Raw genomic sequence first — 23,811 nt, forward strand, 5'->3', positions numbered from 1 at the left:
GTGATTCAGGGCTAAACGACTTTTGTCACACTCTCTCTTTTTCCGATCAAGGGTGATTTTTTCACTTTTTCCCTTGACTTTGGTCAAATGACCCGTTATTATATTAACAAATCCTAATAAAGATTAAATTTCTATGAGAGTAGTACTTCTTTTTAACGGACAGGGAGTCGTTATTGATTGAGAACGCGGCATTAAGAGAAGGAATGGACTCATTAAAGGAACTTACAACGCCTCGGCTATTAGTAAGTTACGGAAGCTTGAACCGTTAGCTCCAAGCACGTATGTTAGTACGTGAGCAAAGTGGGTATTTTTGCGTAGGCAAAATGCCAATTTGGGTGGTACCGCAGGAAACTGATTCTTCAGACTCTTGTCCCTTGTAAGGGACAGGAGTCTTTTTATTTAGCTTAATTTAATTTATTTATACTTTTTAAAAATAGGAGGAAACAACCATGACAACAGCAACAAAAGTGAAAACAGCCATTAAAGAAGTCGTTGCCGGCAATAACCTCGATTATCAATTATCCGAAGATATCATGAAAGCCATCATGGGTGGTGAGGTAAGTGACGTGGAAATCGCAACCTTACTGACCGCGCTCCGGCTCAAGGGCGAATCGATCGATGAAATTTCTGCCTTTGCTGATGTCATGCGGGCTTTCGCAACCCAGGTCGAACACCCGACAGATTCCCTAGACATTGTGGGCACTGGGGGAGACGGCGCCAATACCTTCAATATCTCAACCACCTCATCCTTCGTCATTGCCGCAGCAGGCATCCCTGTGACCAAGCACGGCAACCGCAGCGCCTCCAGTAAGTCAGGAAGCGCCGACTGTATGGAACAATTAGGCATCCAGCTGGACCTTTCCGCCGATGAAGCTGAGGAGGTCTTAGAAAAGACAGGCATGACCTTCCTCTTTAGCCAAAAATACCACCCCGCCATGCGCTATGTGGCAGAACTTCGCCGGCAAATGGGGATCCGCACCGTCTTCAATATCCTCGGCCCACTGGCTAATCCGGCCAACTGCAACTATCAAATGTTGGGCGTCTACGATTCCGCTCTGATCGAACCCCTGATTCAAGTCTTAAAGAAACTCGGCCTTAAACGGGCCATGGTCTTCTCCGGTGATGACGGCCTGGATGAAATCACCCTCACTACGACCAGCCACGTGGCCACCCTGCGCGATGGCGAGATCAACTACTTCGTCTTCAACCCCAAGGACTACGGCTTTGACTACTGCCAGCTAGAAGACTTGGTCAGTGGCGAACCTGCTGAAAATGCGCAAATCACCCGCGAAATTCTCCAAGGCACGCGCCAAGATGCCAAGTCCGATACCGTGCTTCTCAATGCCGGACTGGCCATTGCCCTCGTTAAAGACGGCTATAGCCTAGGGGATGGTATTGAAGAAGCCCGCCAGCTCATCCAAACTGGAGCTGCTGCTAAGAAATTAGAAGAAGTTATCCAAGCCAGCCAAACCGTTTAAGGAGGTTCCTATGATACTCGACGACATTGTCCAAAAGCGCAAAATCCGTTACCAGGAGCGAATGAGCCAAAAGCCCCTCGCCGAATTAGAAGCCGCTTGCCAGGCTATCGACCTCAGCCAGGAAGCACCCTTTCCCTTCTATAATACTCTCAGCCAACAGGACCGCTTCCACTTTATCTGTGAATGCAAGAAGGCTAGCCCTTCAAAAGGCCTGATCCAAGCGGACTACCAGCCTGCTGACATTGCCCAGGCCTACCAAGCGGCCGGGGCCTCAGCCATCTCCATCTTGACCGAACCCGACTTCTTCCAAGGGTCCGACCAAGATTTCCGGGCGGTCCGCCAAGCCACTAGCCTGCCCCTCCTGCGCAAGGACTTTATCTTCACTGCCTATCAGATCTACGAGGCCAAACTCTTGGGTGCCAATGCCGTCCTCCTGATCGTCTCTATCCTGAATGACGAGGACCTGGCCCACTTCCAAAAACTGGCCCATGACTTGAATCTAGATGCCCTGGTCGAATGCCACGACCTAGAAGAAATCGAGCGGGCCAAGGCCATCGGGGCACGAATTATCGGGGTCAACAACCGCGATTTGAAGACCTTCACCGTAGACCTGGACAATACCCAGCGCCTCCGCCAACACGTTCCTGAAGACATTGTTTTTGTCGCCGAAAGTGGCGTTTCCCAGCGTGACCAAGTGGCCCGCTTAGAAGCCGGCAAGGTGAACGCCCTACTTATTGGCGAAAGCTTGATGCGGGCTGAAAACAAGGGCCAGGTTCTCTCCCAACTGCGAGGTGACTATCATGACTAAGCTCAAATTCTGCGGCCTCAAAAATTTAGACGATGTGGCCATCTGTAATGAGCTCAAACCGGACTATGTCGGCTTCATCCTAGCCGAAAGCAAGCGTCGGATTGACCAAGACACCGCCCAAGAGCTCCGCCAGGCCCTGGACCCAGATATCCCCTGCGTCGGCGTCTTCGTTAATGAAGAACCAGAAACCATCCAAGCCTATGTCGATGCCGGTATTATCCAAGTCGTCCAGCTCCACGGTGACGAAGACCGAGCCTATATCGACAAGCTGCGCCAGCTGTGCCAGGCGCCCATTATCAAAGCCCTGGCCATTAAGGATAAGGATTCCTTCCAAGTCGACCTACCTTGCGACGCCTATCTCTATGATGCCTACAACAAGCACGTCCGTGGCGGCAGCGGCCAGGCCTTCAACTGGGACCTGATCAGCGCCCGCCCAGACAAGCACCGGGCCAAGACCTTCTTCCTCGCGGGTGGACTCAATGCCAGCAATCTAGCAGAAGCCATCCGAACGACCCAGCCTGAGGTCGTCGATATCTCCTCAGGTATTGAAGGCGCAGACGGCCACAAGGACTACGACAAGGCCAAAGCTGTTTGTCAGATTGTCCGCTCTATCCCATAAGACTAGCCATAAATGAAAGGAATTATACGATGACAAAAGAGAGTTATTTTGGTAAACACGGGGGCTATTTTGTCCCAGAAACCCTCATGAACGCCTGTCTAGAGCTTGAAGAAGCCTTCGACCACTTCATCCACGACCAGGACTTCCTCGACAACTACCAGCGCCTGCTCAAAGAATATGCCGGCCGCCCTTCCCTCCTCTACTATGCCGACCGCCTGACTAAGGACCTAGGCGGGGCCAAAGTTTACTTGAAGCGCGAAGACCTCAACCACACCGGCGCCCACAAAATCAACAACGCCCTCGGTCAAGCCCTGCTCGCTAAAGCCATGGGCAAGACCCGCTTGATCGCTGAAACAGGGGCCGGTCAGCACGGGGTAGCCACTGCAACAGCCGCCGCCCTCCTCGATATGGAATGTGTGGTCTATATGGGTAAAGAAGATACCGAACGTCAGGCCCTCAACGTCTACCGGATGGAACTGCTGGGCAGTCAAGTGATTGCCGTTGAAAGCGGGACCCAGACCCTGAAGGATGCCGTCAATGAGGCACTCAAGGACTGGAGTGCCAACTTCGAAAACTCCCACTATTGTATCGGTTCAACCATGGGCCCCCACCCCTTCCCAACCATCGTCCGCGAATTCCAACGCGTGATCAGTCGGGAAGCCCGCCAACAATTCCTCGACCAAACCGGGAAGTTACCCGATATGGTCTTCGCCTGTGTCGGCGGTGGGTCCAACGCCATCGGTTCCTTCTACGAATTTCTCAATGACGAAGAGGTCCAACTCTACGGTGTCGAAGCAGCCGGTAAGGGCATCCACACCGAACGAACCGCAGCGACCATTGCAACCGGCAAGGAAGGCATCTTCCACGGCATGAAATCCTACTTCTGCCAGGATGAAGACGGACAAATTGCCCCCGTCTATTCCATCTCTGCCGGCCTCGACTACCCAGGCATTGGCCCTGAACACGCCCACTTCCACGATACCGGCCGGGTGAACTATGTCCCTGCCACCGATGACGAAGCAGTCGCTGCCTTCGAATACCTCTCCCGGCTCGAGGGGATTATCCCTGCCATCGAGAGTGCCCATGCGATCGCCTATGCCCTCAAAGTTATCCCAACACTGGACAAAGACCAGAGTGTAATGATCACCCTTTCCGGCCGCGGTGACAAAGACGTGGCCGCCATCGCCCGCTATAAAGGAGTAGAAATCTATGACGACTAAGCCAAGTACCCAACGCATCCAAGCCGCCTTCCAGACCAAGGCCTTCATCCCCTTCATTACCTGTGGCGACCCTGATCTGGCCACTACCGAAGCTGTAGTTGACAGCCTCATCACTGCTGGCGCTAATCTCGTAGAATTAGGGATTCCTTTCTCCGACCCCGTCGCTGAGGGCGAGACCATCCAAGCCGCAGACGAACGCGCCCTGTCTAAGGAAGTCAAACTCGACCAAATCTTCGACCTCGTGCGCCGCATCCGCCAAAAGCATGACACCCCGCTCGTCTTCATGACCTATGCCAACCCCATCTTCGCTTACGGCACCGACCGCTTCATGGAAAAAGCAGCTGACGCAGGCATCGACGGTGTCATCATTCCCGACGCCCCCTATGAAGAAAAAGGCCTTTTCCAGGCTGCCTGTGACCAGCACGGGATTACCCTAATCTCCATGGTCGCTCCCTCCAGTAAGGAACGGATCCAAACCATCGCTAGCGAAGCAGAAGGCTTCCTCTACCTCGTCTCCAGCCTGGGTGTAACAGGCGTCCGCCAAAATATCCAAACCGATATCCCAAGTATCGTCAAGAGCATCCGCCAAGCCACCGACATCCCCGTCGCAGTCGGCTTCGGCATTGCCACCCCTGACCAGGCCCGGGAAATGTCCCAGGCATCAGACGGCGCCATCATCGGCTCTGCCATTGTCAAACTCATCGCCAAACACGGCACAAACAGCGCCCCAGTCGTCGAAGCCTATGCCAAGGAAATCGTCCAAGCCATCCAAGCTTAATTAAAAATAGAATAAAAAACACTGCACCAAGCTGATAGCGACCAGAAAATGGGCGTCCTAAACTGCTTAATGCAGTGTTTTTTACTTTTGATTTGCTGGACAAGATTTATAAAGGGCTAGCAATACACAGTCGGAGGTCTCGATTGTGTGCTAAGTCTTATCAACCCACACTCAACGGTCACCATTGAGTGTTAATTTTTGCCAATCCACACTTGAGGGCTTCAAATGTGGATTATTTCTTACCAAGCCACACTCGAAGGCTACGATTGTGTGCTAACCCTTGCCAACACACACCCGACCCCAACAATTGTGGATTGGCTGCTCTTGTTCATACTCTATCTAGTCGGGCTCGCAAAGGCAGAAATAGCTCCTCTTCACCAAAATCCGCCGAAGACTTGCAGTCTTCTCTGGCTCTTGGCTCCAGAGCTCTATTTCTCCCGCCAGCCCTCGCACCCGGTAGTCAGGCTCGCAAGAGCAGACTTGAAGTGATTTCAGCTCATCGAAACGTCTGACCAAAGTCAGCCTTTTTCGATGAGCCTCCAATCATTCAAGTCTAAACGCTCTTTCTCGCACCCTTAATAAAAAAGACCAGGCTTTTGGCCTGGTCTCTTCATTATTAATCCGAAGTAGATTATTTAAGTTCTGCTGAACCGCCAGCTTCTTCGATAGCTGCTTTAAGGGCTTCTGCTTCTTCTTTAGGAAGACCTTCTTTAATAACAGCTGGAGCGCCGTCAACTAATTCTTTAGCTTCTTTCAAGCCAAGACCAGTTGCTTCACGAACTGCTTTGATAACTTTGATCTTAGCAGCGCCTGCATCTGTTAATTCAACGTCGAAGTCAGTTTTTTCTTCAGCAGCGCCTGCGTCAGCACCAGCACCTGCAGCAGCTACAGGAGCAGCAGCAGAAACGCCGAATTCTTCTTCAATAGCAGATACTAAGTCTGCTAATTCTAAGATTGATGATTCTTTTAAATCAGCAATGATTTGTTCAATGTTTAAAGCCATTTTTTATTCCTCCGTTTTTTAAATGATTTGTTTGGATCTAGGCAGCCAAATAATTAAGCTGCGCCTTCTTCTTCTGCTTTTTGGTCTTGTACAGCTTTGACTGCATATGCCACGTTGCGGACAGGTGCTTGCAATACAGATAAGAGCATTGAAAGTAAACCTTCGCGACCTGGTAGGGAAGCAATCTTGCTGATTTCTTCTTTAGTTAAGGTTTTGCCTTCGATGACGCCGCCTTTTAATTCTAAAGCTTCTGCTTCTTTAGAGAAGTTCTTCAAGATACGTGCAGGTGCAACTGCGTCTTCTTCACCAAATGCTACGGCAGTAGGGCCTTGGAAGACTTCTTCGTGGTATTCAACACCTAAAGTGTCTAAGGCACGACGCATCATCGTATTTTTGATAACTTTGAATGATACATTTTCTGCACGTAATTGGCTACGCAATTCAGTTGCTTCTTGAACAGTTAAACCTAAGTAGTCAACAACGATGATTGATTTTGCATTTTTAATACGGTCAACCAATACGTTAACTTCTTCTTGTTTCTTAGCAATTGCTTGTTCGCTCAATTATTTCACCTCCATAAGATTAATCAGAGTTTCTATTGCCGAGCAATAAAAAAACTCCATGTCACTGAAGACATAGAGAACTATCTAACACCTGATGCGGTGAATCTCGATCTCCCTCGGTTAGAAATTAAGGCTTGGGCCACTAACTGTCTTCGGTAAGTATTGAATTATTTTCAACTATTGCATAATAGCATGCCTAAATTAAAAAAGCAAGGCTTATTTCGAGATTTTTCAGCTAAATTTAGAAGAGATTGTAAAGAGGCAATAGGATAATAGGCATAAAAATTGCTGGGATCTGATTGGTCACCCGGATGTCGGTGATTTCTAGCATATTCAAACCCAGGCCAACCAGGATAATGGAGCCGGCCCCAGACATCTCTGCCACCACAGCTGGCGTCAGGTAAGGCGCAATCCAGGCAGCTAGGGTCACCAGACCACCTTCATAGACCAAGACAGAGAGCGCCGCAAAAGCAGCCCCAATCCCGTAAGTTGACCCGAAAATAAGCGAACTCACCGCAACAATTACCGACTTAGTATAGAGCAAGCTGTGGTCACCGTTCAGGCCAGATTGGAGGGCCCCAAGCACGGTCATCGCCCCCACACAGATGACCAAGCTGGCCGTCACGAAACCCTCCGCAAAGAGCGACGCCTCTTCCCCACTAGCTACCTTGTTTTGGATTGCCTTACTCCCTCGGTCTAGGGCTCCTTCAATATTAATAAATTCACCAATAATGGTCCCTAATAAGAGACTCATTAATAAGACAATTAAATTCTTAGAATCACTGGCCCCAGAAATTCCCAGATAGAGCACGACAACCCCGATCATCTGCATGCAAGCCTTCCGCACCCGCTCCGGCAGGCGCTCACCAATGAAATACCCAACCACGGCAAAAACGACCAGCACCAGGGCCTCAACAATTACACCTTTATACATAATAACCTCCAAATATTCAATAGACCTATTCTACGCTGTTTCCAGATGAAGGTAAACCCGAACGCTTAATTCTCATTGTATTCTTAAATTTGAAGAAGAAAGTTAATAGCCGATCAAGTTGTTAATCAAGAATCCATTTGAGAATTCTTGATCGGCAACTTGCAAATGATCCTGAGATTTGAAAGTTGCCGACGTCCTACTTGCAAACGGTCCTGAGATTCGAAAGTTGCTGACGTCCTACTTGCAAACGGCCCCCATATTCGAAAGTTCCAACTGCCCGACTCTCAAATAAGGCTGCGATTTGAAACTTGCCACTCCCCAACTCGCAAACAAAGCCAAGATTTGAAAGTTACCAGCCCACCTACTCACTAATACAAACAGCTCTAAACCTCCAACAAAAAAGCCTCCTCTACTGAAGGAGACTTTTTGCTTTTGATTAATCGGTATAGATATCTTGCCCCTTGTTAAGGAAGCCATAGCCGATCCCCATCACGACACCCCCACCGACGAAGTTACCTAACCAGGCCACTAGCCACTGCAGGAGCACATGGCTTAGGGTAAAACCTTCGATCGCAGAAGGCAGGGTGAAAGCTGCCAGGGAATAAGTGACGAAGTTGGCAATGACGTGCTCAAAGCCGTAGAAGGCAAAGATAAAGATAATCCCTAGAATATAAGGAATTTTGGTGCTGTTATCTTTCATGAACATGATGCCGATAACGGTGATATTAACTAACATATTGGCTACAATCCCATCCAGGAAGACGAGGCCATAAGACTTATCAATCTTGCCTTGGACGGCTGAAATTAAATAATGGCTGGCATCGATATCATTAAAGCCTAAAGTCTGACTCAGCACCCAAGCAATTGCCACACAGCCAATTAAGTTAAATAAGGTACATAGAGCTAAGACCTTAGCAGCATCCGCTGGCTTCACCACTTTGCGGTACAAGCCATTGGCGAAATACATCATATTAGAAGTCGTTAACTCCCCGTTCAGGAAGATAATCATCACCAAGCACCATGGGAAAAGTAAGGCATAGGCAAAGCGCCCCAGGTCAGGATGAACCGCGCTAATTTGTTCTGCCGTCATAAAAGCTACGCCACAGCCAATTCCCAAGTAAATGCCGGCAAAAATAGCCCGGAGACCATATTGCCAAACTGATGTATTTGCCAGGGCGACTTTCTTATTAATCGCCGCGGTAATCTTATCGTTCATTAAATCTAACTCCTCCATTATGGTTTTTCTCTTTTTCTGAGGCAAAGTATAGCCCAGCATGGCGCTGGCAAGCGGGATTGAAAGCTGCCTGGCATCGGGGACAGTGGCCCAAAGCTCGGTAAGTTTCTTGGTCAAAGCTGGTCCGACACACGCCGCACAGCAGAGCGCCCTTCTGATCCTTTTGAATAAGCGTGAAATCATGGTCAGCCAAGGCGGCATGGCACTGGTAGCAGGCATAGTAAGCCTGGCAGGTCGCACAATACAAGGCCAGCACATCGACAGGCAGATGGTAGTGCCGGCACCGCCCTTCACGGTCCAGGTCCAACCCTCGAATCTCTCTCGCTTCTTGCATCCTTTACCTACTTTCATTATGACACAAAAAAAGCGCTAAGCAAGTTAATCCCTACTTAGCGCTCCCATTAATCACTATTGATTATAATGATGATGGATCAACTTTGATACCAGGACCCATAGTAGATGTTACAGAAAGGTTCTTCACATAAGTCCCTTTAGCTGCAGCAGGTTTTTCACGTAGGATGGTTTCATGGATGGCACGGAAGTTTTCAATTAAGTCTTCAGTGTTGAATGAAACTTTACCAATTAAAGCGTGAACGTTACCTGCACTATCTGCACGGTATTCGATTTGACCTGATTTGATGTCGTTAACAGCTTTAGCAACATCTTGTGTTACGGTACCTGTTTTAGGGTTAGGCATTAAACCTTTAGGCCCTAAGACACGACCCAAGCGGCCGATTTTACCCATCATGTCTGGTGTTGCGACAACAACGTCGAAGTCTAACCAGCCATCGTTGATTTTTTCGATGTATTCATCGTCACCAACATAGTCTGCGCCGGCTTCTTCCGCGATGCGGGCATTTTCACCTTGGGCAAAGACTAAAACGGTTTGTGTTTGACCAGTACCCTTAGGCAATACCATTGCCCCACGGATTTGTTGGTCGTTCTTCTTAGTGTCGATACCTAAACGGTAAGCCACTTCGATTGAACCGTCAAATTTGGTGTAGTCAACTTCTTTTAATAATTCAATTGCTTCTTCAGCAGTGTATTTTTTGTTTTTGTCAACTTTTTCATAAGCTGCGATTTGATTTTTTGATTTTTTAGCCATTATCTTTCCTCCTATGTGGTTTTAACGGATATTCCTCCCACGCACAACACCTAGATGTTGTGGCGTTTGATTATTGATTCTGTTCGTTCAGCGGGTCGACTAGTCTTCGACAGTGATCCCCATTGAACGTGCAGTACCCTCAACCATACGCATAGCAGCTTCAACATCAGCAGCATTTAAGTCTGGTGTCTTGGTTTCTGCAATTTCACGTACTTGATCGCGAGTGACACTTGCTACTTTATTCTTGTTAGGTTCACCAGAACCTTTTTCCACGCCAGCGGCTTTCTTAAGTAAGACAGCTGCAGGTGGTGTCTTAGTAATAAAGTCAAATGAGCGATCTTCGTAAACAGTGATCACAACAGGGATTACATAGCCTGCTTGATCCGCAGTACGTGCATTGAACTCTTTACAGAAGCCCATGATATTAATACCAGCTTGCCCTAAAGCAGGACCTACTGGAGGAGCTGGACTTGCTTGACCAGCTTCAATTTGTAATTTAACAACAGTTTCTACATTCTTAGCCACGAAACATTCCTCCTTGTTCTGTTCGCGAGTGGTTTAATGGAGTTGTAGTTAGATTTCTCCTCCCACTTATTGTGTTTGCACACAATACCATATTAAACCATAGTTCAATCCAAAAAGCAAGGGCGAATTTTAATTTTCGAAATTTGCTAGGACCTAGGCTGGATCAGCCGCCAATTCTGGCTGACTTGGACGATCCTGGCCCGTCGCTAGCGGCTCCTCTTCACCTTCTGCCTCGCTAGCAGCTGGAAGACGGACTTCCTCTTTAGATGCTTGAGAAGGCGTTGAACTTGCGGTGGTCTCACTTTCCGCTGACGCCTTACTTTCCACTGCTTCCTTATCTTGGGGCGCTACATTTTCTTTTAGCTCAGCAGCTTTTTTATCTGCTTGCCGTTGGTTGAGGACAGCTTCAACGGCTGCCACTTGGTCAGCGTCCAATTCAGTCGCCTTCTTCGAACGACCAGAAGCCGGATTGTACTTGGTCATATAGACATTTTGCCCCTGAACGCTGAAGATATAGCCCTTGCCGAAGCGGGATTGGACATCCTCTGCCTTAAAGGAATAGCCAGCTAGGGGAGCCGCTTCGAGGCTCTCATCGGAAGCCGCTGCTTCACTCGTCTCATCTTCTTTAACCGTTTCTTCTACTTTAAGTCCTTGCTCTTTCATCCAGGCTTCCACCTGACGGAGTTCGTCTTGTTCTAATTCCCCGAATTCAAAGACATGGTAGTGGTCGCCGTGCTTGGCAATCACGCTGTCCTTAGTCACTTCACTAATAGAAGCTTTGGAGAAAGTATAGCCATCATCGGTCGTATAAGGCTTGCCATCCAGCCCCTTGCCAAAAGCCTGGTAGTCTTTGCCATTGAAGCGGACCTTGTGCCCTTTGTCTTCGACTTTCGCCGCTTCTTGCTGGCCTTCCACATCCGCACCCCAGCCATCTTTCTCAGCGGGCCGGTATTCGGGATTGGCGATCAGGAAGCGCACGGTCTTGATGGCCCGGTCGACCTTGTCTTGGTCATTGTCAAACCAGACATTCAAGAAGGCACGGTCGGCATAGTGGTAGTGGTCGTGGTGTGGAATCCGGAAGCGGCCCGGTTCAATTTCCTTGTCCGCATATTGGAGGTTACCCTTGAATTCGCTGAACGGTAGGCACCAGTCGGGCAGAGCTTTGCCTCTTTGTTTTTCTTTGTCTTTCGCAGCTGATGGGTCTTTAGCGCTATGACTATCTTTCTTTTCGCTCGTCTTCTTAACTGCTTCCTCTTTGGCCTGGTCTGCTTGATCAGCTCGACCTGAGGCTAGGTAGCGGTCAGCAGCTAGGCGTTCCAAGTCCGAGAGCTGCTGGGTCGGAATAATATGGTAGTGGTCGCCATGGGGCATCACATAACCAAAAGCATTCTTCTTAGTGACCTTGGCCGGATCGAAGACCAAGCCGTCGCTCTCCACATGGCGTTGACTCTGAGGCAGCGCATAGAGCTTACGGAGAAGTTGGCTGAGGCTTAGGTCCTCAAGTTTTTGCTCAGAAGCGTGAGTTTTTGTATTTTCTTTCTGATGGCTTTGACTTTGAACTTTCTTAGCCGGAACTTGAGGCTTAGCTTTCCCACTTGGTCGCTGGTCTGCTTTGCTTGCCACTTTAGCTGGCGTCGATGGTTGCGCCTGACTTTGGCCTTGCCAGTAGCGCTTGGCAGCAGCTAGTTCTTTCGCCGATAAGTCAGCCTTAGGGATGGCGTGGAAGTGACTGCCGTGGGGAACCACATAGACATCCCCTTCATCCGCAATAATATCCGTCGCCTTAAAGACATAGCCATCGTCCGTTGTATAAGGCCGGTCCTTGTGGGAACTTGGCTCTTGCTTGATGAGGCCCTTGCCTGGGGCTTCCTGCTTCTTAGGGGCTACCGGTTTAGATTCCTGGGTCTGGCTCGGTCTAGCCTGGCCAGGGGCATTGGACTGGTTCAAGTAAGCATCCGCGGCCCGCCGCTCTAATTCCGAAAGTTGGTGAGCTGGAATGATATGGTAGTGGTCACCATGGGGCATCACGTAGCCAAAAGCATTCTTCTGGGTCACCTTGGCAGGATCAAAAACCAAGCCGTCCGCTTCGACATGGCGCTGGCTCTTAGGCTGGGCGTAGACCTGCTTTAGAAGGCCCTGCAAGTTGTCCTGGTAGCCGCCTTGATGAGAGCTAGGTGCATTCGGATAACTTTGTTTGATAGTCTGCAGGGGCAGCTGGTTGCCACTATTAAAAGCTGGGGCCATGGACCCGCCTCTGCCACCGCTTGCCCGACCGCCACCGGATAAATAGGCGACTGCCGCTGCCCGTTCCGCTGGGGAGAGGTCGGCCTTGGGAACATAGTGGAAGTGGTCGCCATGGGCACAGATGTAGGCATCCCCTGCATCGCTCACAATCGAGCCCACCGTGAAGACATAGCCATCATCTGTCGTATAGCGTCCCTGGGCTTTGGCTTGGGAGATCGCCTGCTTAGCGGACTGACTCATTGGCTCTGCCCCGCCTGCTTCCTTCACATGGTGCAACTTCTTCTGCTCAGCAATCTCTTCCTTGGTCCGAACATTGACCGCTTTCTTAGGATCCTTGAGGTAGAGGTAATACTTGCCATCGACCTTGATGATATAACCATCCTTGACCTCGTTAATGATATCTTTTTGCTCCAAGCGATAGTTAGGATCCTTCATGACCAAGTCTTCGCTAATAATCGCGTCGAAGGGGACCTTGCCGTTGTAATAGTGGTAGTGGTCGCCGTGGGAAGTGACATAGCCATCGTCGGTAATCTTAACGACAATCTGTTCCGCGTCAATGCCTTCTTCAGCAGACACTTGGTCAGGGGTCTTGTCCTGGTGGTCATTGGTCTTGGCACCTTGGCCATCGACATAGGCAATCTTAGAATCCTTGGCTTCCGTTTGATTGCCCTGGCTATAGCCCCAATAATAAGCGCCCCCGAGGAGGAGGGCAGAGGTCGTAGCGCCGAGGATAACTTGTTTGAGTGTTTTTTTCTCCATTAATAATCTCCTTATTCTAATTCTTCTAAGAGGATCTTGAGATCTGCTTCCAGGTTTTCCAAGAAGGTCAGATCATTTTGAGGGTCAGCTTCTAGGGGGCGTAGGGTCTTAATCTCAGCCCCCGTCTCTTCCGCGAGAACTTGGGCCAGCTTAGGCGAGGCCTTCTCTTCCGTAAAAATCGTCTCCACCTGGTAGCGGTCGATAAATTCTTTGATTTCAGCTAATTGTTGGGGGCTGGGTTCCGCATCGGGAGAAATCCCTGCAATCCCTAATTGCTTAAGGCCAAAGCGCTGGGCCAAATAAGAAAAGGCCGTATGCTGGGTAACAAAGGTCTTTTGCTTAGCCGCCTTGAACTTGGGCTGATATTTTTCAACCAGGGCTTCCGCCTGGGCTTGAAACTTATCCGCATTGGCCTGGTAGGTCGCTCGATTAGCGGGGTCCCTCTCCGATAGGGCCTTGGCGATATTTTGAGCCTCTTGGCCAGCCAGGATAGGATCTAGCCAGGAATGGGGATCGTAGAGCTTCGCCTGGTCCATCCCTTCTTCAAGGGGCATGTCTTCAAGGCCCGGTACCTTCTGCAGGTCTAAGCCGGCTGAAGCTTCCACCACATCCTTACCTTGAATATTCTTGGCCCAACCCTCCAAGGTCGGTGAATGGTAGATAAAAAGATCCGCCCCCTCAATCGCCGCCAGGTCGCTAGCTGAAGGTTCAAAAGAGTGGATGCCTGCTCCCGACTGGATCATGCGGACATCGTTGAGGTCTCCGCTCACCTCCTTAGTCAGGGCATAGATGGGATAAAAACTCGTCACGACCCGCATCCCCTGGCCTGACTTCGCATCTGCACCCTTCTGACAGCCGCTGAGGGCCAATAAGATGAGGGTCACGAGGCCGACCAGTAAAGCGGCCCCTTTTCCTTTTTGAAACATTGAATAAATCCTCCTTTAAATCGTAACGATTACGATATAAAATATACCGGGAAGAATCCGACTTGTCAAGACAAATCGTAAATATTACGATTTAATATTTAAAAGAAAAAGCAGCTATTAACTTTTTTTCGCTAATAGCTGCTTTATCCTCCAAAGCCCCAACCTGCATTAGTCCTGGTGCTTGTCGTCTGCTTCGTAATATTCATGGTTGTAGGCGTCGCCTAGGTAGTCGCCATCTTGTTGGTCACCTTTTTGACTGTATTTAATTTGGAATAATTTCTTCTTATCGAGATTGGCCTCATCCCGGCGGCGCTTGCTGGGGTCCTGGTTGTAGATATGGATATTATGGATAAGTTTAATGATCGGGCGCATAACGAAGGAGAACCCGCCGATCAGATAGAGGGTGTTCCCGTAGATTGCCGGTGCTCCGACGAAATTGCAAATACTCCCAATGAAATACAAGCTCCCCGTAAAGATATCGTTGAGCAGTGAAATAATAGTATAAACGTTCTGGAAATATAGACGCAGAGGACCTAACTTAACCACAATATCCTCTTCCGTCTGCGGCTCCATCTCATAAGACTTCCGCTTCATATTAGCCACTTAACCACCTCCCTTCCCTCCTTTATAGCATTTGCCCCTCGCAAAAGCAAAAAAAGGGGCTCCTTGACCCTTCAAGCAAGGGAAAAGAATAAATAAAAATCAATCCTAAGCTCTAGTTTAATGCTCCCTTAGAGTAAATAAAAAAATTTACTTTGAGGGGGTATTTTTTATGTCTTCTAATATTGCACATTATGTCTACTTTTAAGAAGAAAAGTGCATTTATATCAGTATTTTAGAGATTTCGCTTAAGAGTTTGATGACTCAAGCAAGTATTGAAAATGATAATATTAAGCGTGGCAAAGTCGATACAGGCTCAAGGCTTCCCAAGTAATTTAAAAGGTCTGTTCATTATCAATTCCAGTCCTATAGCTAAGTGCTGTGCATGAATATGAGCAGGAGTGAAGCTTTGATTGTGGTCGTTAGCCATGAACAAGCAAGCGATGTGAATTACGGATAGTAGGCGATTAGCCGTACTAGCCGTTTGAAGGCTCGCTAGGCGAGAGACCTTGGCTCGAGCTGGTGCTGCTATAGCCGTTGGAGCGTAAGGGACTTACGGATATAGTACAAAACGGCGTCAGCCGTTCTTGACCCTCTAAAATTGAACGACCACACTCAAAGCGTAACGGATGCTCATAGATGCAATTTAGCTTAAAAAAAAAGCCATGAACAAATTGAACATGGCTTATATATTTACTCTAAGGGAGCATATTCCTCGCTATAGCTGTTTTAATATCTAACAAGTTTTCTTACTGTCATCCTTACAATTTATCCACTTGGTCAAAGTCAACTTCTGCTACGGTTTCACGGCCGAACATTTCAACGACAACCTTGAGCTTCTCTTGGTCTTCTTCAATAGCTTCAATCCGACCTTCCAAGCCATCAAAGGCACCGTCGATAACGCGGACCATTTCGCCCACTTCGAAGTGGATGTCCCGTTTAACCACTTCACCCTGGGAGCGGAGGAGGCGGTGGACTTCATCATCTAAGAGAGGGGTTGGTTTGGACCCTTGACCGTGCGAGCCTAGGAAGCCGGTAACGTTCGGCGTGTTCCGAACCACGAACCAGGCCTCGTCTGACATAATCATTTCAACGAAGACATAGCCTGGGAAGATCTTATCCTTAACAACCTTCTGCTTACCAGTCTTGGTTTCTTCCACATGTTCGGTTTCTGGCACCACGGCGCGGAAGATGTAGTCTTCCATCCCCATCGAGGTGATCCGCATTTCCAAGTCTTCCCTTACCTTATTTTCATAGCCTGAATAAGTATGGAGGACATACCATTGCTTGGCACTTTCAACTGTTTCTACCATTATGACGCGCTCCTTTTTCTAAATTTTATCTGAATAAAAAACCTCCCCCCAAGGAGAAGGTTTTTTAAGGTTTTTTGACGAAATTTTCCTCCTTTATTGTACCATAGCTAAAGCGCTAATTCAAAAGAATTTGACAGACTGGATAGGTAAACCTGTATCTGGAAGCGCGGTCCCAGCTGTCCCCGGTCACCCCGCTCAATCTTTATGTAAGAAGACCGGTTGGGGCTAGGGAGCACAGGCAAGACGCGGATGGACTGGCAGGCATAAAAGATCAAACCCAACGCTAACACTCCCAAGATAACTGGTCGAACGCCTTTCTTCATGACAGCCACCCCCTTAGTTCGTCGTCGTGACATCTATGGCCGAGTAGTTCACCCGGAGCTGAACGTCCTGGTCGCCCTTGCCCAACTTATAGGAGATCTGGCCTTGGTCGCCCGCAGGTAAGAAGTTCATCGTGCCCCCATTTAAACTAAAGCCTAACTGACCTTCCAAGACCGCAAAAGCGAGGTCATTCTGGTCAAAGTCCATGTCGCCATGGACATAGCCAGCCTTTATTTGCATGGGATAGGAATGCTCGCCCCTTAAGTCAAGCTCTGCCTCATCGGCTTCCAGGGCTAGGTTTGCCAAGCTGACCTGGCTATCCAAGGCCAGATAGGGTGCATGCAGTTTAACCGTCGTCTCGGAAAAGTTAGGGCCATAGAGGGTCACCTCTAAGGGATAGCTCCGCTCTTCAGGATGCGCTTGGATGGTCAGCTTACCGTCCTCATACTGGACCACATCGCTCCCCGCTTCCGGCAGGTCTTTGACTTGGACCCGGTAGTCCGCTGCTTCTTGGACATGGATTCTCGCATCCGTGGAATCCTTGACTTCAAGGCTTTTGACCCCATCAGCTAAATCTTCATCATAGATGGTTTGACGGTGGTCGACTATTTCTTCTTGGTAGAAGCGGTCGATCTCAGCGGCCACTTGGTCATAGTCACTGATAAAGAAAGACAGGGTCCCAATCGCTAAAGCGAGGATGCCAGTCAAGGCAATTCCCCATAAGATTCTCTTCTTCATTAGTAAGCACCTCTCTTACGACGCCATTGGAAGGCATACCAGGCGTTCATCAGCCCCCGGATGCCCCAGCGAATGGCTGCATACAAGGAATAGATCAATAGTAGGGTCAAACAAATCAAGAAAATCGCCAGACAGATCTTGGTCAGCAGGCTTAGGTCATTGACTAAACCAATATTAACGACCCCATTATTGAAGAGGTCCGGGCGAAAGACACTGACCAGGACCGAGCCCCCGAGCACAGCCACCGTCAGAATGACCCCCAGCCAGACGCTCACGACACTGGCAACAATCGAGACAATCACTGACAGTAAGGCCAGGATAAAAGGCAGGGCGATAAGGAATAGGACGAGCTTCCAGAACCAGTGCACGGTTCGTGGCTTCTGACTTTCATTGACCGCCAGAGCCCCCTCATCATCGATAAAGACCCGTTCATTATCCAGGTAGTCAATCGCAATCTCTCGCGGTGAGCCCAATTCCTGACTGATCTCTTCCTCCGTCTTCCCCTGGGCCAGGCCCATCGCATAGTGTTCCATGTAATCTTGGCGGATATCGGCAATCACAGAATCCGGCAGCCGCCTCAAGTAATAGGTCAACAGGTCCAAAAATTCTTCTTGTCTCATTCTGATTCCCCTCCTAAAAAGGCAGTCACCTTAGCGGCAAAGGTCTCCCATTCCAAGCGCTGGGCTTGGAGGGCCTGGGCGCCTTCAGCCGTCAATTCATAATACTTCCGCGCGGGCCCCGACTCCGATTCCTGCATGTAGGTGGTCAGGAGCCCTTCCTTCTTCAAACGTCGGAGCAAGGGATAGACTGTTCCTTCACTCATCTGGATATGCTTCGAGATCTCCTGGACTAATTCATAACCATAACAATCTCGCTGGGCCAGCTGGTGGAGAACCATCATCTCCAAAACCCCCTTCTTTAACTGACTATTCATCTCCACACCTCACTATCTTGTATTACACACTAGCTCCAACTAAAGTATAGCACGCTAGCTTGTAATGCACAATAGATAGAGGAGAAATTGGCCAATATTTTTTACACAAAAAAAAAGCCAGCAAAACCTGATGAGGCAGTTTTTGCTGGCTGAATAAGACATGATCATTATTTTTGCTCGGCTAATCTCCAGTAAGGATAGCTTAGATCAACCTAGTCTTAAAATTAATTACTTCCAGGCAATTGTTTTTCCACCTGATTAGTAGCCTTATTGTACTGGTAAACCGAATTTAAAGTCATTCGTTCCGCATGGTTGTCAAAAATCTTAACTTCTACCGTATTCTCATCAACACGGTCCCCAGTATAGGTGTAATTAGGCGCTGTAAATTTGCCGCCATTTTGTGCTTGAATCTTATTGAAGGCAACAGAAATGAGTTCTTCTGTGTTGTCACTATTTGTCGTCCAAGACAATTCATCGACTTTGACCATTAAGGTATCATTGGGATGAAGCATCATACCACTTGCCAAATTATTCCATTGCATCAAATTATTCATGGTTACTCCAAAACGTCTAGAAATACTCCAGAGTGAATCTCCTGGTCTCACACTGTAAGCTGACATATGCGTTGGGACCATCTTAGGCTCAGGAATATAAGATCCTGATGTTGGATTCGATGAAGCATTATTACTTTGTGTCGCTTTGATCAGCAACTGGTCCCCAGGATGGAGCATATAGATGCGCCCTAGGTTATTCCATTGTTTTAAATCGTTAACCGTCACTCCAAATTTCTTAGCAATCTTATAAAGATAGTCCCCTTGTTGGACAGTATAGGTTGAATTTGGTTGACTGATGCTAGAAGTCTCGACTCTTAGGACATCCCCAGGGTGAAGCATGTAACCCGCTTTTAAGTTATTCCATTGCATTAATTCATCTACAGAGACACCAAACTTTTTACCAATTTTATAAAGATAGTCCCCTTGTTGTAATTCATAATTAATATAATTTGTTGTCATTTCTTGAGCTTTAACGGTATGGTCTAACAACAGATTACCAGCCAGTAGTATAGAAGCTAAAGATAAACCAATTGTCGCTTTTTTTACTAAGCTCTTTTTCATTATACATCCTCCTCTATATCAGATATAGTCTATAGACATACTATCACTTCGAACCCTTAAATTAAAGCAAAGTTATTTTAGTAATTTTACTTAAATTACTTAATAATCAATTGATCGCCTGGATGAAGCATATAGTTAGCTCCTAAATTATTCCATGATTTTACTTGATCAATACTTACTCCAAATCTTTGACTAATTCCCCATAGTGAATCTCCAGCTTTTACTGTATATGTTTTAGTGCTGCTTGGACGAGTTATTGAGTCTGCATTGCCTCCTGTAGATGCACTTACCAGTAGTTGGTCTCCAGGATGTAACATATAATTAGCACCTAAATTATTCCATGATTTTAGTTGGTCAACACTTACTCCAAATCTTTGACTAATTCCCCACAGAGAATCTCCAGCTTTTACTGTATATGTTTTCCCATTAGTTGGTGTTGGTTCAGGTGCTGGAGTCGCAGTTCCTCCTGTAGATGCACTTACTAATAATTGATCACCTGGATGAAGCATATAATTGGATCCCAAATTATTCCACTCTTTTAATTGGTCAACACTTACTCCAAATTTCTGACTAATTCCCCACAGAGAATCCCCGGCTTTTACAGTATAGGTCTTCTCTTTAGTTGGTGTTGGCTTAGGCGTTGGAGTTGTATCCTCTCCTGTAGATGCACTCACTATTAATTGATCACCTGGATGCAACATATAATTAGTTCCTAAATTATTCCATGACTTCAATTGATCAACACTTACTCCAAATTTTTGACCAATCCCCCATAACGAGTCACCAGCTTTCACCGTATAAGTATTTCCATTACTTGGTTCGGGTTCAGGCGTTACTGGAGTTGTAGTTCCTCCTGTATAGCCACTAATAGCTTCCTGATCCCAGGCAAATAAATTATAGCTTTGAATAACCCCAATTAAACTATTAGCATATCTAGAATCTGTTGCGTAACCAACATTTTGTAAAATATTAGCTACTTTAACATAATCTTTTTCACCTAATAAACTTCTATATCTAGAGTTTTCTGCTAAGAACTTACCATGATCTTCAATACTATCAGCCCAACTATTATACTTTCTAAACTTAGCATTGATATAAATATCACCATTTGGAGTTTCTTCTCTAGTTGGCATTAAGATGTATGGTTCATTACCTGTTGCTTTAATACCAAATAAATTTTTACCTTTTGTCGCTAGATCAGAACCTCCCCACCCACTTTCAATAATGCCTTGGGCTGCTACAATAGAGGGTAATACACCATATTTTCTCCAACTTTCAATTGCACCTGATTTTAAAGAATTCAAAAAGTTAATTTGAGCGGTAGTCAGACCTCTTGTACTAATACTAGCTCCGCCTGTATTGCTCATTAACATAACCGGTGCGTAGTATCTTTCAAACTGATTAAAATCTAACTCTAAATCTTCTTTTGAAGTTTGTTCACTTGCTTGACCATTTTCGTTTAAAGTCTCGTCATCAAGAGTATCAGTGTCAATTTGTTTTTCGGCAACTTGTTTATTTGAATATATATTTTCAAGTTCAGATGGAAGATCATTTATTTCAAGTTCTTCTTGATAATTTCCATGATCTTCTCCTGAAACCATAGAATCCGATTCTACTCCATTATTTGTAAGCTCTTCCTCTACTTCCTTAGACTGCATTTTTTCCTGTGAATTTGCATTTTCTTCTTTTTGGAAATCTTTATTCTTTTTATCTGAATTCAATACCTTGGACTCTACATGATTACCAGTGCTTGTATCACTCAAACTATCCAAGTTAGATTCCTCACGAATATCTGTAATATTATTTTCTAATCCTAAAGATTCATCTGTGTTTTGAATATCTACTCTTTCTTTATCTGTATTTTCCAATTCATTAACAGTAACTAAATTTTCTTCTGGTGTAATTTCTGCACCCTGAACATAAGTAAGCATACCTGCTATAAGAGCACAAATAGCAACAGAAGCAGTACCGACACTAAGCTTTCGAATTGAATATTTAATTTTCTTCATAATAGCCTCCAATATATATAATTTTTATCACAATTGTTATTCTATAATAAATTTTTAGTTTGTTGTGGAGACTAGTACAATTCAGTGCTTTAGAGGTAATAAGCGTAGCCTAAAAATAATATAAACATAATTTTCGTTTGATATTCGGTAAAACTATTTCAATAAAGTCAATAAATCATTTAACTTCCGACTAGAAACCGGACATGTTTCTCCATTATTTAACACGATAATTTTCCTTTTCTTATCAATTTCCTTAATTTGATTGATATTCACAATAAATGATTGATGGCACCTAAAAAATAAGGTGTTTGCTTGTTCAATAGTTTTTAATTGATCATAATATTCAATGTTCCCACCTTGATAGTGCAAAATAACTCGATGTACTTTTGAGGAACTTTCAAAATATATAATTTTATTAATATCAAATACTTTAACCTTATTTTTTATAGAAATTGAATACGTCCCTATTTTATCATTTAAATTGCTATACTTTTGATACACTGCATCTAAAGCATTTCTGATTCGCTCCTCTACATTCAAATTCGATCCATATACTATAAAATCTAAAGGCTCAATTGCATATTGAAAAGTCATAGACATCATCTCGCTGCGTCTACTAATAAATACGATAGAGGCTAAGGGATTGGATTTTTTTATTTTTGACGCAACTTCAATTCCATTATGCTGACTACAGGAATGAATATCTAGGAAAAATAAAGTTAACTTATTTTTATTTTCTGTTTGATGGCACAAAAGTTTAGAATAATTATCTGTTGCTAAACTGACTTGCATGTCATAATTATTGATCATTATATAATTTAATATACAATCCTTGAATTGTTTGAGCTCGGGTGAATCACTCATACAAATGTAAATATCTATCATTCTACTAATGCCCCCTTTAATTAACCTACGTCCCGATCATAAGTTATCACGGACATATATATTTACATCATAATCTCGGAATTGTCAAATTAGGGCAAGCAATTTTAATATGTAAGACTTGAGTTCTAATTCTGATTTTTGAAAAATTACCGTAACACAAGTGACTTTTTTATTCTTCTAGAATAATTTTACTATCTAAGTTCTTTTGTAGTTTTTTATCGAGGTGTAGAGCCTTATCTCTTGAAAGATATTGTTTTTTTGTTAATTTAAAGATAAATCTGTAGTTAGTAGTTGAAAAAAATTAAGATGAGGTGAAATGAGATGAAAGATAATAAGATGGTTCAAAACATTTTAATTTTTATCGTAGGATTAATTATAGGCTTATTGTTAAGAAGTTTCTTTAATATTTCAAATAAGCAATAATAACACCTCTATATAAAGCTATAGCTAAAAATTAGAAAGTTTAATTGTCTCTATAACTAAATTAATTAATCAAACAATTATTTTGTACCATGTGTATTTTTTAATGCACATGGTTTTTATCTGCTTACTACAGATTACAATAACTGTAAGTTTAACAATAGCAAGCTCTTAACAGCTTCCTGGTCTTCTAACGAGAAGGTCATTTCATTGCGATGGAATTTGTGGCTAAAGACGACCACCAAGCCATCCCCTTGCCTAGTCAGTTGACAATTGACCACTTCTGTATATGCTTGCTCTTTTGCTGTGAGCCCAGCAAAGCCAACAAGTTTAACTCGGTGGTAATAAGCATGGTCACCCAAACCTGTCGTCTGCGGTGCTAGACAGAAGATTATTCCGAGGCCAATAAATAGGCCTAGCTGACTAAGAGATAGACTGATCGATAGGCCGAAAATCAAAAAGCAAAGGCCGATTATATAGTAAGTAAGCTTTACAGGTCGGCTATATGTTTCTTTGATCCTAGTCCTTTTGATGGTCCTAAATTGATGGTATAGGACAAAAACTTCCAATAAATAAAATGCCAATAGACCATAAATGCTCATCAGAACTTTCACCTCTATTCGAAAATCATTTCATCAAAATACGTTTAAGATATAATTGCTAACAGCTATCAATTGAAGACCTTTTACTCATATGCTAGGATAAATGTGTAATTCACAGCACTATATAAAAATTAGTTAGGAGTAATATTACTTTTTAAACGTTCAGTATGGATCTAGAATCTTAAACTTTCGCATGCACTTATAAATGTATCGTCAACTTGAAAGGGATAATTATGAAAAAGAAACAAATTTCTAGAACTATGGGAATTGTCATGCCAATGATTTTATTAGTTACTTTAGGCTTTAAAGACACGCTAGGTGTTTTAGGCTCAACGCTTTTAGGTGGATTTTTAGGTTTTATTTCACATAAAGCTTGGACGAAAGATATCCAAGAAGCTAAAGAACAAGCAAAGAACAATTCTGATAAGATTTAAAATAATATTATTAAGTACACAAAGACTTTTTAGCATCGAACGCTTAAGAGCACACTATATTGGTAAACAATATAGTGTGCTCTTTATAATGTGCTCTTTTCTTTACAAATTCATTCTAATAAAAACACCAGCCTACCGCTTAACGGTGTGCTGGTGTTCAATGTCTATTGGGAACGCCATTATAAATAGCTGGTCTTGCACTCACCCTGGTTAGTCGGGTTCGAGGATGCAGAAAGGGCTCCTC

At 45.4% G+C, this 23,811-nt stretch carries 24 protein-coding genes and 1 other annotated feature; of the genes, 6 read left to right on the plus strand and 18 right to left on the minus strand.

Features of this window, described 5'->3' with window-relative positions:
- Positions 1 to 449: 449 nt before the first annotated feature.
- Genes trpD through trpA form a run of 5 tightly spaced genes read left to right on the plus strand, consistent with a single transcriptional unit; the run spans position 450 to position 4,903 of the window.
- Positions 450 to 1,478 (plus strand): anthranilate phosphoribosyltransferase, encoded by a 1,029-nt coding sequence (gene trpD, locus HMPREF3090_RS07580; protein ID WP_067974084.1) that lies wholly within the window; start codon positions 450 to 452, stop codon positions 1,476 to 1,478.
- A gap of 10 nt (positions 1,479 to 1,488) precedes the next feature.
- Positions 1,489 to 2,286 (plus strand): indole-3-glycerol phosphate synthase TrpC, encoded by a 798-nt coding sequence (trpC, locus tag HMPREF3090_RS07585; RefSeq protein WP_067974080.1) that lies wholly within the window; start codon positions 1,489 to 1,491, stop codon positions 2,284 to 2,286.
- Entirely contained in the window at positions 2,279 to 2,905 is a 627-nt protein-coding gene (locus HMPREF3090_RS07590) for a phosphoribosylanthranilate isomerase (RefSeq protein ID WP_067974073.1), read from the plus strand. The genes trpC and HMPREF3090_RS07590 overlap by 8 nt, the downstream gene beginning before the upstream one ends.
- Positions 2,906 to 2,934: 29 nt before the next feature.
- Positions 2,935 to 4,125: a tryptophan synthase subunit beta gene (trpB, locus tag HMPREF3090_RS07595; RefSeq protein WP_067974070.1), complete on the plus strand. Its 1,191-nt coding sequence runs from the start codon at positions 2,935 to 2,937 to the stop codon at positions 4,123 to 4,125.
- Positions 4,115 to 4,903, plus strand: coding sequence for a tryptophan synthase subunit alpha (gene trpA, locus HMPREF3090_RS07600; RefSeq protein WP_067974066.1), 789 nt, complete (start codon positions 4,115 to 4,117; stop codon positions 4,901 to 4,903). Before trpB ends, trpA begins: the two co-directional genes overlap by 11 nt.
- A 631-nt stretch (positions 4,904 to 5,534) precedes the next feature.
- On the opposite strand, the gene rplL is transcribed toward trpA, so the two are convergent.
- The 18 genes from rplL to HMPREF3090_RS07695 all read right to left on the minus strand — a co-directional run bounded on the left by rplL (position 5,535) and on the right by HMPREF3090_RS07695 (position 22,111).
- Positions 5,535 to 5,906: a 50S ribosomal protein L7/L12 gene (gene rplL / locus HMPREF3090_RS07610; RefSeq protein ID WP_067974059.1), complete on the minus strand. Its 372-nt coding sequence runs from the start codon at positions 5,904 to 5,906 to the stop codon at positions 5,535 to 5,537.
- A gap of 53 nt (positions 5,907 to 5,959) precedes the next feature.
- Positions 5,960 to 6,469, minus strand: coding sequence for a 50S ribosomal protein L10 (rplJ, locus tag HMPREF3090_RS07615; protein ID WP_067974057.1), 510 nt, complete (start codon positions 6,467 to 6,469; stop codon positions 5,960 to 5,962).
- Positions 6,470 to 6,507: 38 nt separating this feature from the next.
- Positions 6,508 to 6,643 (minus strand) — a sequence feature (ribosomal protein L10 leader region).
- Positions 6,644 to 6,710: 67 nt separating this feature from the next.
- Complete coding sequence (locus HMPREF3090_RS07620) at positions 6,711 to 7,403, minus strand: DUF554 domain-containing protein (RefSeq protein ID WP_070486394.1); 693 nt, start codon at positions 7,401 to 7,403, stop codon at positions 6,711 to 6,713.
- A gap of 436 nt (positions 7,404 to 7,839) precedes the next feature.
- Complete coding sequence (locus tag HMPREF3090_RS07625) at positions 7,840 to 8,619, minus strand: formate/nitrite transporter family protein (protein ID WP_067974051.1); 780 nt, start codon at positions 8,617 to 8,619, stop codon at positions 7,840 to 7,842.
- Positions 8,609 to 8,971 (minus strand): CHY zinc finger protein, encoded by a 363-nt coding sequence (locus tag HMPREF3090_RS07630; protein ID WP_067974046.1) that lies wholly within the window; start codon positions 8,969 to 8,971, stop codon positions 8,609 to 8,611. Before HMPREF3090_RS07630 ends, HMPREF3090_RS07625 begins: the two co-directional genes overlap by 11 nt.
- An 81-nt stretch (positions 8,972 to 9,052) precedes the next feature.
- The gene (gene rplA / locus HMPREF3090_RS07635; RefSeq protein WP_067974043.1) at positions 9,053 to 9,742 is read right to left on the minus strand and encodes a 50S ribosomal protein L1; all 690 of its coding nucleotides are present in this window, start codon (positions 9,740 to 9,742) and stop codon (positions 9,053 to 9,055) included.
- Positions 9,743 to 9,841: 99 nt separating this feature from the next.
- Positions 9,842 to 10,267 carry a 50S ribosomal protein L11 gene (gene rplK / locus HMPREF3090_RS07640; protein WP_067974040.1) on the minus strand — a complete coding sequence of 142 codons (426 nt, stop codon included), beginning with the start codon at positions 10,265 to 10,267 and terminating at the stop codon, positions 9,842 to 9,844.
- A 153-nt stretch (positions 10,268 to 10,420) separates the two neighbouring features.
- On the minus strand, positions 10,421 to 13,270 hold the full coding sequence (locus HMPREF3090_RS10005; protein WP_067974036.1) for a pneumococcal-type histidine triad protein: 2,850 nt from the start codon (positions 13,268 to 13,270) through the stop codon (positions 10,421 to 10,423).
- Positions 13,271 to 13,281: 11 nt separating this feature from the next.
- Positions 13,282 to 14,196, minus strand: coding sequence for a metal ABC transporter solute-binding protein, Zn/Mn family (locus tag HMPREF3090_RS07650; RefSeq protein WP_067974033.1), 915 nt, complete (start codon positions 14,194 to 14,196; stop codon positions 13,282 to 13,284).
- A gap of 168 nt (positions 14,197 to 14,364) precedes the next feature.
- Entirely contained in the window at positions 14,365 to 14,790 is a 426-nt protein-coding gene (locus HMPREF3090_RS07655) for a YrhK family protein (RefSeq protein WP_230080810.1), read from the minus strand.
- Between the two features lie 767 nt (positions 14,791 to 15,557).
- On the minus strand, positions 15,558 to 16,109 hold the full coding sequence (gene nusG / locus HMPREF3090_RS07660; protein WP_067974026.1) for a transcription termination/antitermination protein NusG: 552 nt from the start codon (positions 16,107 to 16,109) through the stop codon (positions 15,558 to 15,560).
- A gap of 107 nt (positions 16,110 to 16,216) precedes the next feature.
- Positions 16,217 to 16,432, minus strand: a complete 216-nt coding sequence (locus HMPREF3090_RS07665; protein ID WP_070486398.1) for a hypothetical protein — start codon at positions 16,430 to 16,432, stop codon at positions 16,217 to 16,219.
- Between the two features lie 13 nt (positions 16,433 to 16,445).
- Positions 16,446 to 17,168, minus strand: coding sequence for a hypothetical protein (locus tag HMPREF3090_RS07670; RefSeq protein ID WP_067974019.1), 723 nt, complete (start codon positions 17,166 to 17,168; stop codon positions 16,446 to 16,448).
- Entirely contained in the window at positions 17,168 to 17,788 is a 621-nt protein-coding gene (locus HMPREF3090_RS07675; protein WP_067974016.1) for a DUF1700 domain-containing protein, read from the minus strand. The genes HMPREF3090_RS07670 and HMPREF3090_RS07675 overlap by 1 nt, the downstream gene beginning before the upstream one ends.
- Complete coding sequence (locus HMPREF3090_RS07680; RefSeq protein WP_067974013.1) at positions 17,785 to 18,102, minus strand: PadR family transcriptional regulator; 318 nt, start codon at positions 18,100 to 18,102, stop codon at positions 17,785 to 17,787. Before HMPREF3090_RS07680 ends, HMPREF3090_RS07675 begins: the two co-directional genes overlap by 4 nt.
- A gap of 224 nt (positions 18,103 to 18,326) precedes the next feature.
- Entirely contained in the window at positions 18,327 to 19,217 is an 891-nt protein-coding gene (locus tag HMPREF3090_RS07685; RefSeq protein ID WP_067974008.1) for a LysM peptidoglycan-binding domain-containing protein, read from the minus strand.
- A gap of 95 nt (positions 19,218 to 19,312) precedes the next feature.
- Positions 19,313 to 21,226 carry a LysM peptidoglycan-binding domain-containing protein gene (locus HMPREF3090_RS07690; RefSeq protein WP_067974004.1) on the minus strand — a complete coding sequence of 638 codons (1,914 nt, stop codon included), beginning with the start codon at positions 21,224 to 21,226 and terminating at the stop codon, positions 19,313 to 19,315.
- Between the two features lie 153 nt (positions 21,227 to 21,379).
- Complete coding sequence (locus HMPREF3090_RS07695) at positions 21,380 to 22,111, minus strand: LytR/AlgR family response regulator transcription factor (RefSeq protein WP_067974001.1); 732 nt, start codon at positions 22,109 to 22,111, stop codon at positions 21,380 to 21,382.
- Between the two features lie 1,255 nt (positions 22,112 to 23,366).
- On the opposite strand from HMPREF3090_RS07695, the gene HMPREF3090_RS07705 reads away from it, so the two are divergent.
- Positions 23,367 to 23,567 (plus strand): hypothetical protein, encoded by a 201-nt coding sequence (locus HMPREF3090_RS07705; RefSeq protein WP_067973994.1) that lies wholly within the window; start codon positions 23,367 to 23,369, stop codon positions 23,565 to 23,567.
- The last annotated feature ends 244 nt before the right edge of the window (positions 23,568 to 23,811 follow it).

The organism is Aerococcus sp. HMSC23C02, from assembly GCF_001806805.1.
Classification (GTDB): domain Bacteria; phylum Bacillota; class Bacilli; order Lactobacillales; family Aerococcaceae; genus Aerococcus; species Aerococcus sanguinicola.